At 54.3% G+C, this 7,432-nt stretch carries 5 protein-coding genes and 1 tRNA gene; 4 read left to right on the top strand and 2 right to left on the bottom strand.

The window, feature by feature from the left end:
* Positions 1–60 precede the first annotated feature (60 nt).
* Positions 61–2,880, top strand: a complete 2,820-nt coding sequence (locus Q0672_RS05770; RefSeq protein WP_298620657.1) for a DEAD/DEAH box helicase family protein — start codon at positions 61–63, stop codon at positions 2,878–2,880.
* Positions 2,877–3,596 (top strand): hypothetical protein, encoded by a 720-nt coding sequence (locus tag Q0672_RS05765; protein ID WP_298620655.1) that lies wholly within the window; start codon positions 2,877–2,879, stop codon positions 3,594–3,596. The genes Q0672_RS05770 and Q0672_RS05765 overlap by 4 nt, the downstream gene beginning before the upstream one ends.
* 443 nt (positions 3,597–4,039) lie before the next feature.
* Here the strand turns inward: Q0672_RS05765 and Q0672_RS05760 are convergent.
* Both Q0672_RS05760 and Q0672_RS05755 read right to left on the bottom strand, forming a co-directional pair.
* Positions 4,040–4,114, bottom strand: a tRNA-Ile gene (locus Q0672_RS05760).
* 108 nt (positions 4,115–4,222) lie between these two features.
* Positions 4,223–4,609 carry a hypothetical protein gene (locus Q0672_RS05755; protein ID WP_298620653.1) on the bottom strand — a complete coding sequence of 129 codons (387 nt, stop codon included), beginning with the start codon at positions 4,607–4,609 and terminating at the stop codon, positions 4,223–4,225.
* A 621-nt stretch (positions 4,610–5,230) separates the two neighbouring features.
* Here Q0672_RS05755 and Q0672_RS05750 point away from each other — a divergent pair.
* Positions 5,231–6,187, top strand: coding sequence for a DUF932 domain-containing protein (locus tag Q0672_RS05750; protein ID WP_298620651.1), 957 nt, complete (start codon positions 5,231–5,233; stop codon positions 6,185–6,187).
* Between the two features lie 76 nt (positions 6,188–6,263).
* Positions 6,264–7,289: a lambda-exonuclease family protein gene (locus Q0672_RS05745; protein WP_298620649.1), complete on the top strand. Its 1,026-nt coding sequence runs from the start codon at positions 6,264–6,266 to the stop codon at positions 7,287–7,289.
* Positions 7,290–7,432 lie beyond the last annotated feature (143 nt).

The following is a 7,432-nucleotide window of genomic DNA, read 5'->3' as shown; positions in this document are numbered from 1 at the left end:
TCAGAACGCTGTAATTTTATCAAGGGCGGGCGAGTCGCGGTTTTTCGAGGTGCCCCTGAGTTGGTCAAGACCAAGGTCAGCAAGCTCAATCTCGACATCGAGATGGAAACCGGCACGGGCAAGACCTACTGCTATATCAAGACGATCTTCGAGCTGAACAAGCAGTACGGCTGGAGCAAGTTCATCATTGTGGTTCCCAGCATTGCCATCCGTGAAGGAGTCGCCAAGTCGCTGGAAATCACGGCAGATCATTTCCTGGAGACGTACCAGAAGAAGGCCCGCTTCTTCATCTACAACTCCAAGGCGCTGCACCATCTGGAGAGTTTTTCGTCGGATGCGGGCATCAACGTGATGGTGATCAACGTGCAGGCGTTTAACGCCAAAGGTGCCGACGCGCGTCGAATCTACGGAACCCTACGTGTGAATGTGGGGGGGCAGACTGAAATGGTTGGCCTGGATGATTTCCAATCTCGCAAACCGATAAATGTCATTAATGCGAACCGCCCAATCCTCATTCTGGACGAACCCCAGAAAATGGAGGGGGCGAAAACTCTCGATTCTCTTGCCGATTTCAAGCCCTTGATGGTGCTGCGCTACTCGGCCACCCACAAGACCACGCACAACAAGATTCATCGTCTTGATGCGCTGGACGCCTACAACCAGAGGCTGGTGAAGAAGATCGCCGTGCGTGGCATCTCGGTCAAAGGCTTGGCGGGCACCAATGCCTACCTATACTTGCAAGGCGTCGACGTTTCAACCAAGAAGCCGCCCGAGGCGCGTGTCGAGTTTGAGCAGAAGCTCGCCAGCGGCCAGATCAAGCGTGTGGTTCGCAAGTTGTCAAAGCGCGACAACCTGTTTGTGCTGTCGAACGAGCTGGATCAGTACCGGGGCTATGTGGTGTCCGACATCAACGCCATTACCGATACCTTGAGCTTCACCAACGGTGTCGAGCTGCAGGCAGGGGAAGCATACGGCGACGTGAACGAAGCAGCTCTGCGACGCATCCAGATTCGGGAGGCGATCAAGGCGCACTTTGACAAGGAACAAGCCTTGTTCCAACAGGGGATCAAGGTACTGACCTTGTTTTTCATCGACGAAGTAGCGAAGTACCGAGACTACAGCGCAGTCGATGAAAAGGGTGAGTACGCCCGTGTGTTCGAAGAGGAATACCAGCTCTACCTTAACGAAGTGCTGGACCTGGACGAAACGGCCTACATCAAGCACCTAAAGGGTATTGCCGTCGAGAAGACCCACAGCGGCTATTTCTCGATCGACAAGAAGACCAAGAAGTTGGTCGACCCGGAGATGAGCAAGAAGGCCACCGAAGCCGACGATGTGGACGCCTATGACCTGATTTTGAAGGATAAGGAGCGCCTGCTGTCCCTGAGCGAGCCGGTACGGTTCATCTTCTCGCATTCGGCCTTGCGTGAAGGCTGGGACAATCCAAACGTGTTTGTCATTTGTGCCCTCAAGCATAGTGACAACACGATTTCCCGCCGTCAGGAAGTGGGGCGTGGTCTGCGCTTGTCGGTGAACCAACATGGCGATCGGATAGACCACCCTTCCATCGTTCACGACATCAACGTACTGACCGTTGTGGCGAGCGAAAGCTACAAGGATTTCGTGGCCGCACTGCAACGAGACATCAGCGAATCGCTGTCTGCGCGTCCGCGTGTCGCCGATAAGGCTTACTTCACCGGCAAGGTACTCAACACCACGGAAGGTCCGATTACGGTTTCCGATGATCAAGCCACTGACATCGAGTTCTACCTGATCCAGAACGGCTACGTCGATAAGAAGCGCAACATCACCGAGAAATACCATCAGGCCAGGAAGGACGGCACGCTGGACGCGTTGCCGGACGAACTGGTGCCTCATGCCGAGCAAGTTTTCCAGCTGATCGACAGTGTGTTCAGCGAAAGCCAGATCATGCAGCCCGAGGATGGCCGCAAAGCGAAGAAGCTGGAGCCCAACGCCAACTTCGAGAAACAGGAGTTCAAGGCGCTTTGGGCCAGGATCAACCGCAAGGCCGCCTACACCGTTCAGTTTGATTCCAATGAGCTCGTCGCCAAGGCAGTCAAGGTCTTGGATGAACATCTGCACGTGGCGCCATTGCAGTACACGATCCAGCGTGGCGAGCAGTCTGCACAGGTCACTTACGACGGCATCAGGAATGGCGACGCTTTCGTCCTGAAGGTCACGGAAACCGAGCGGAACACCCATTCGATCCATTCGGCCGTGAAGTACGACCTGATTGGCAAACTGGCCGAAGGTACGCAGCTCACGCGGCGTAGCGTGGCGGACATCCTGAGCGGCATCAACGTGGCCGTGTTTGCTCAGTTCAAATACAACCCCGAGCACTTCATTACCGAAGCCGTCCGGCTGATCAACGAGCAGAAGGCGACGGTGATCATCGAGCACCTCGCCTACGATCCCGTGGCCGAGCAGTTCGACCTGGACATCTTCACGGCTGGGCAGACCAAACAGGACTTCAGCAAGGCCGGGGACAAGCTCCATCGCCACATCTACGACTATGTGCTGACTGATTCCAAGATCGAACGTGAGTTCGTGAAGGAGCTGGACACCTGCGCCGATGTGGTTGTTTACGCCAAGCTGCCGCGCGGCTTCCTGATTCCTACCCCCGTTGGCGACTACAACCCGGACTGGGCCATTTCCTTCAAAGAAGGGGCCGTCAAGCATGTGTACTTCGTGGCGGAAACCAAGGGCTCCATGTCGTCGATGAATCTCACGCCGATAGAGCAAACAAAGATCGACTGTGCCCGTAAATTCTTCGACGAGATCAACAAGAAATACGCGCCTGAGAACGTGAAGTACGATGTGGTGAACAGCTTCGGAAAGCTGATGGAGCTGGTGAAGTGACTGAGGACACCTGCAAAGAAGGATCGAATGCTGACCAGCCCCAAAAAAAGGGGCTGGACCTCAGCATCCTCTTCAAACATGTTGCGGAAGCCGATACGTCGATTGGGCCAATTTTTCTATTCCCTCTGCGGGTGTCTGATGTCAGTGAGTACGCCAAGCTGCCTGATCAACCTTCCACTGAGCGCATTCGAGGCTATCTGCCTTGCATCGCAAGCTTGTCAGCGGATATCTCGCTCGACAAAGAGCGTGTGGCGATTACTGCGGAGCAGCTAGAACAGCTGTCGGACGACGAAATTGAAACGCTTGCAGAGGCCTATGCCTTGTCTAGTGTATTCCGGGAGACACGGGAAGGTTCGATAGATCAAGCCCCCGTTGCTCGGAAGCCTGGAGAAGCTGCAACGGCTTACCTGGACAGGCTGCTTCGGCATGAAATTGAGGAGCAGGTGAAGCAGAGGCGCAAGATCGTCGAATCCGCCTTGGGCTTGACACGGAGCATCTTCGATCAGGTGCGAAAGAGCAGCTTGGAGCTTGGTGATAGCTGGCGGCAACTGGAACGCCTGACCAAGGCAAGTACAATACAAAAAAATCTTGACCCAGCTTTCGAAACCAAATCGATAGAGTTCAGCAACCACATGGCTGAGCACACTGCACGGATAGCGGAGGAAAGAGCCGAAGACCGTGAGATGCTGAGGCTGACTGCAGAAACATCGGCCTAATCAGCCAAGACGCTTCAGGAGCTTGCTGATGCGGCAAGCACGATGCTGGAAAAGCTCGATGAACGGGATGCAGACGCAAAGCGGACCACCAAAATTCAACTTTGGATCGCCGTTGGGGCTGTGCTTGTTTCAGCCCTACTGGCCGGGGCCTCCTTCGTTCAAGACCGTTCCAACAACGATTCTGGAGACAAATGGCAAGCAGCAGTGCTGAGCGAGCTGAAGACATCGAACGAGCGTGGAACCTCAAACCAGACTGAAAATCAGTTGTTCAGGAATGAAATGCAGCGACTCGCTGCGACAGTTGCTGAGCTGGAGGGCAGGGGCAGTGCTCGGTCCAACGAGACAAAGCAAGACGCTCAGGATCGGAAAAAAATGAGGCGTGGCCCTGACGACATGACGAAATCAACGAAAAGCCAACCCCGAAAGGTGGGCTTTTTCAAATTTGGCGCCCCCCGAGAGTCGAACTCGGCACCGACTGATTATGAGTCCGCGGCTGTGGCCGGGCATGAGCCAGAGACCTCATATTTTACGCCCATGCGCTGCACCTTTTCCTCTTGGGAAAAGTGAGACAAGCGTAAGCCCCTACAAATACGCTGAAATCGAAAGTGCTTTGCATTTCCACTGGGTCAAGCCATCAGCTCAATGATGTCATCCTCGTCTAGAAATTCTCGCTCTCGAATCGCGATGAGTGCTGTTATTGGCCAAAACTCCCCAGAGTCTCTATCCTCATAGACCACGACAGGAATTGTCAGCGACTCAAGACTATAGCCTGTCAAGCTGGAAATTATTTTGGCGTACCGATTGGGAACATAGTAGTCCTCGGTCCAGCGCTCAACAACCTTCGGGGAAACGTTCAAGGTCAACGCCGCCTTCTCAGACCCTCCTAGCGCATCGATTGCCCAGTAGATATCGTTGAACTGCACTGCGATGCGTAGATTGCCGGTGGCAGGATTGATCTCGACACTGCTGCCGAGCCTTTCCATTATTTTATTGGTTGAAATTGAGTTTTTCATGGCGCGGGGCGAATTTCCTGAACATCCATCTTTGCGAACTGTGCGAGCCTCTTTGCCAAATCGATATCAGCCACACGACGTGCTTTTATCCACGCATGGATAGTTCCATTCGACACGTTCAACAGATTGCTAGCCTTCGTCGGCCCACCCACTCGTTCAACCGCATCGCGGACTGGGTTTCTTATTATTATCATGATCTAAATCCTTTTTTGTGATTATTTTTTGTCATTTCCTATATTATATTTTAATTCAATTTTGAACATTTCTAGTCAGACTCAGACCTGCGGAAATGGGCAGAAGACCTGACTCGCCGGCCTTTTTTCGCCCACGCTTGAATGACGTTAGTTGAAATATTTTTTCAATTAACGCCCCTGCCCTTAGTATAAGCATCATGTAATACACATCAAGGAATTGCGATGCCAACCCCTATATTTCAGGCGCTACGCTCAGTTCTCATCGTGCTACTTGCAACGCTCACTAAAGTCGTAGTCACCCATTTCGACAAGATGAATGAAGAGGAGAATTAGCCAGGGCGGCCCGATGCGCAAATAGAATGATCAAGTCCTTCTGCCCCGCAGCGCCACGAGCGTTCCGGGGCTTTTTGCATTTGGAGAACACACTATGGCTCACCTAGTCAGCACTATGGCCTACGCCAATGAAACGCCCTGGCATGGCCTTGGCAATCAGCTCCCGCCGAAGCAGCCGCTTGAGGTTTGGCTGCAGGCAGCTGGTTTCGATTGGAGCATCAAGGAAACCGATGTCCTCTTCAATGTGGCCGAGGGGAGCGGCTTCCACGTCAAACCACATCCCGAATCGAAGGTTCTATACCGGTCAGACACCTTTGCGCCTTTGTCCGTGGTATCGAACCGCTACAAGGTGGTTCAGCCTGCTGAAGTTCTTGAGTTCTACAGGGATTTGGTCTCTGCCGGTGGCTTTGAGCTGGAAACGGCCGGGGTTCTGAAGGGCGGCAAGAAGCTCTGGGCCTTAGCGAGAACGGGACAAGAGGTCATGCTGAAAGGCAACGACCATGTGAAGGGCTATCTGCTTCTGGCAACAAGTTGTGATGGGACGCTGTGCACGACCGCGCAGTTCACCTCCATTCGCATTGTGTGCAACAACACCCTGCAGATGGCGGTCGGGGAACGAGGTTGGGCAGTGAAGGTTCCGCACTCCACCACCTTTGATCCGGAGTTGGTCAAACGGGAACTGGGGATTGGTGTCTCGGCTTGGGACGCCTTTATGACGTCCATCAAGCAACTCGCTGACAGGAAGGTTCATAAGTTTGAAGCCATGAACTTCCTGGTCAACGTGCTGGGTGATCGTGATCTACCTCTTTCCGAGCAGAGAAACGAGAAGGCCCTGAACAACGTTTACGCCCTCTTCGCAGGAAGCGGCAAAGGCTCGGAGCTGACAGCAGCTTCTGGCACCGCTTGGGGATTGCTCAATGCTGTGACCCAGTACGTGGACCATGAAAAACGAGCGCGTAGTGCGGACTATCGGCTCGACTCCGCGTGGTTTGGGCAAGGGGCCAGCCTCAAGTCACGCGCGTTTGAGGAGGCAATGAAGCTGGCTGCGTGATCGCCCTTTCCACATCACGGAAGGAAGCCTGGTTCAACTTCGGTTGGCCAGGCTTCTTCACTTTGGAGGAAGCAACATGAGCAACATCATCCCGAAAGAGCCAGGCTCGACCGAGTCGGTCAAGACCGCTAAGCCGAAAGCAGCACTTCGCCTTGTCAAGACAGAGAACCTGCCGCGCGAGGAATGGCTGGATGTTCGTAAGAACGGCATTGGCAGCTCGGACGCCGCTGCAGCTGTGGGTCTGAATCCTTACAAGTCTCAGCTCCAACTCTGGATGGAGAAGACAGGCAGGGATAAAAGTCTACCAGTCGTCGATCCAAACGACGAAGAGAGCCCGATGTACTGGGGAACGATCCTCGAGCCCATCGTCGCCGCGCATTACACCAAGCGGACTGGCAACCGGGTCAGACGGATCAATGCCGTGCTCCAGCATCCCGATCCAGACAAGGCCTGGATGCTTGCCAACATCGATCGAGAAGTAGTCGGTGTCAGCGATGTCCAGATCCTCGAATGCAAGACAGCGGGCATCAACGGCGCAAGGCTGTGGAAGGAAGGCGTGCCGGAATACATCCAGCTTCAGGTGCATCACCAACTGGCGGTAACGGGCAAGCAGTGTGCAGACGTCGCCGTGCTGATCGGGGGGCAGTCACTGGAAATCCATCGCATCGAGCGTAACGAAACCCTGATCCAAAACCTCATCCGCTTGGAACGGGAGTTCTGGCATTTCGTTCAAACCGATACCCCGCCGCCCGCGGATGGCTCCGACTCGGCTGACTTGGCCTTGCGTTGCCTGTATCCCAAGGACGACGGCAGCAAGATCGATTTCAGCAGTGACAGAAACTTGTCTGCCACCTTTGCCGACTTGGTCTCCGTTCGCGAAACCTTGGCTGATCAAGAGAAGCTGGAGGCAAGGCTCAAGCAACAGTTACAGCAAGCCATCGGCAATGCCAGCGGGGCGATCTTCGAAACTGGCGAAGTGAGCTGGAAGAAGGCCAAGGACGGCACGGCGCTTGACGTTGCCAAACTGCTGAAGGACCACCCTGAACTGCTGCAATCCTATCCCCTGGAGCGGGTCGGCAGCCGGCGCTTCATCTTCATCTAAGTTCCGCCCCTTGCTGGACTGGCTTCGTTGCCGGCCTGGTCGGGGGCTTTTCTATTGCAAGGAGCAGAACCATGATCAAAGGTCTCGCCTGTAGTGGTCTAATTTCCACGGACACCTCGATAGGTGGATCATTCACCGTTCGA

The organism is uncultured Zoogloea sp. (assembly GCF_937894855.1).
GTDB classification, from domain to species: Bacteria; Pseudomonadota; Gammaproteobacteria; order Burkholderiales; family Rhodocyclaceae; genus Zoogloea; species Zoogloea oryzae.
Note: the sequence above shows the minus strand (reverse complement) of the source record. Positions and strands in the feature narration are given on the sequence as shown.

Bases quoted from the DNA above. Each gene is read 5' to 3' on its own strand.
- Q0672_RS05755 (WP_298620653.1), bottom strand. From the start codon at position 4,609: ATGAAAAACTCAATTTCAACCAATAAAATAATGGAAAGGCTCGGCAGC.
- Q0672_RS05750 (WP_298620651.1), top strand. From the start codon at position 5,231: ATGGCTCACCTAGTCAGCACTATGGCCTACGCCAATGAAACGCCCTGG.
- Q0672_RS05745 (WP_298620649.1), top strand. From the start codon at position 6,264: ATGAGCAACATCATCCCGAAAGAGCCAGGCTCGACCGAGTCGGTCAAG.